1 rRNA gene (only partly in view) is annotated in these 2,496 nt (G+C 56.1%); it reads right to left on the bottom strand.

The features are described 5' to 3' along the window. Positions 1-21: 21 nt before the first annotated feature. Positions 22-2,496: ribosomal RNA gene (locus tag ACGFZW_RS38825) — 23S ribosomal RNA — on the bottom strand; it runs 137 nt beyond the window's last position.

The raw sequence follows: 2,496 nt of genomic DNA, 5'->3' as shown, positions 1-2,496 counted from the left end.
ACACAGTGGACGCGAGCAACTGAGGACAAGCCCTCGGCCTATTAGTACCAGTCAACTCCAACCGTTACCGGTCTTCCATATCTGGCCTATCAACCCAGTCGTCTACTGGGAGCCTTAACCCCTCAAAGGGGGTGGGAGTACTCATCTCGAAGCAGGCTTCCCGCTTAGATGCTTTCAGCGGTTATCCTTTCCGAACGTAGCCAACCAGCCATGCCCTTGGCAGGACAACTGGCACACCAGAGGTTCGTCCGTCCCGGTCCTCTCGTACTAGGGACAGCCCTTCTCAATACTCCTACGCGCACAGCGGATAGGGACCGAACTGTCTCACGACGTTCTAAACCCAGCTCGCGTACCGCTTTAATGGGCGAACAGCCCAACCCTTGGGACCGACTCCAGCCCCAGGATGCGACGAGCCGACATCGAGGTGCCAAACCATCCCGTCGATATGGACTCTTGGGGAAGATCAGCCTGTTATCCCCGGGGTACCTTTTATCCGTTGAGCGACGGCGCTTCCACAAGCCACCGCCGGATCACTAGTCCCTACTTTCGTACCTGCTCGACCCGTCAGTCTCACAGTCAAGCTCCCTTGTGCACTTACACTCAACACCTGATTGCCAACCAGGCTGAGGGAACCTTTGGGCGCCTCCGTTACTCTTTAGGAGGCAACCGCCCCAGTTAAACTACCCACCAGACACTGTCCCTGATCCGGATCACGGACCCAGGTTAGACATCCAGCACGACCAGAGTGGTATTTCAACAATGACTCCACAACCACTGGCGTGGCTGCTTCAAAGTCTCCCACCTATCCTACACAAGCCGAACCGAACACCAATATCAAGCTATAGTAAAGGTCCCGGGGTCTTTCCGTCCTGCTGCGCGAAACGAGCATCTTTACTCGTAGTGCAATTTCACCGGGCCTATGGTTGAGACAGTCGAGAAGTCGTTACGCCATTCGTGCAGGTCGGAACTTACCCGACAAGGAATTTCGCTACCTTAGGATGGTTATAGTTACCACCGCCGTTTACTGGCGCTTAAGTTCTCAGCTTCGCCACACCGAAATGTGACTAACCGGTCCCCTTAACGTTCCAGCACCGGGCAGGCGTCAGTCCGTATACATCGCCTTACGGCTTCGCACGGACCTGTGTTTTTAGTAAACAGTCGCTTCTCGCTGGTCTCTGCGGCCACCCCCAGCTCACCGAGTAAATCGGATCACCAGAAATGGCCCCCCTTCTCCCGAAGTTACGGGGGCATTTTGCCGAGTTCCTTAACCATAGTTCACCCGAACGCCTCGGTATTCTCTACCTGACCACCTGAGTCGGTTTAGGGTACGGGCCGCCATGAAACTCGCTAGAGGCTTTTCTCGACAGCATAGGATCATCCACTTCGCCACAATCGGCTCGGCATCAGGTCTCAGCCTTAACGTGTGACGGATTTACCTACCACACGGCCTACACCCTTACCCCGGGACAACCACCGCCCGGGCTGGACTACCTTCCTGCGTCACCCCATCACTCACCTACTACAAGTCTGGTTCGTCGGCTCCACCACGTCCCTTTGTCCGAAGACTCCAGGCCGGCTTCACGGACTTAGCATCGCCTGATTCAATGTTTGGCGCTTCAAAGCGGGTACCGGAATATCAACCGGTTGTCCATCGACTACGCCTGTCGGCCTCGCCTTAGGTCCCGACTTACCCTGGGCAGATCAGCTTGACCCAGGAACCCTTAGTCAATCGGCGCACACGTTTCCCACGTGTGTATCGCTACTCATGCCTGCATTCTCACTCGTGAACCGTCCACAACTCGTTTCCACGGCTGCTTCACCCGGCACACGACGCTCCCCTACCCATCACAGCCGGCGTTGGCCGTATAGCTGCAATGACACGACTTCGGCGGTGTGCTTGAGCCCCGCTACATTGTCGGCGCGGAATCACTTGACCAGTGAGCTATTACGCACTCTTTCAAGGATGGCTGCTTCTAAGCCAACCTCCTGGTTGTCTCTGCGACTCCACATCCTTTCCCACTTAGCACACGCTTAGGGGCCTTAGTCGATGCTCTGGGCTGTTTCCCTCTCGACCATGGAGCTTATCCCCCACAGTCTCACTGCCGCGCTCTCACTTACCGGCATTCGGAGTTTGGCTAAGGTCAGTAACCCGGTAGGGCCCATCGCCTATCCAGTGCTCTACCTCCGGCAAGAAACACACGACGCTGCACCTAAATGCATTTCGGGGAGAACCAGCTATCACGGAGTTTGATTGGCCTTTCACCCCTAACCACAGGTCATCCCCCAGGTTTTCAACCCTGGTGGGTTCGGTCCTCCACGAAGTCTTACCTCCGCTTCAACCTGCCCATGGCTAGATCACTCCGCTTCGGGTCTTGGGCACGCTACTCAACGCCCTATTCGGACTCGCTTTCGCTACGGCTTCCCCACACGGGTTAACCTCGCAACATACCGCAAACTCGCAGGCTCATTCTTCAAAAGGCACGCAGTCACGACACA

Origin of the sequence: Streptomyces sp. NPDC048248 (assembly GCF_043201875.1) — a bacterium.
Lineage (GTDB): Bacteria > Actinomycetota > Actinomycetes > Streptomycetales > Streptomycetaceae > Streptomyces.
The sequence above is the reverse complement of the archived record's forward strand: the minus strand, read 5'-3'. Positions and strand labels throughout refer to the sequence as shown.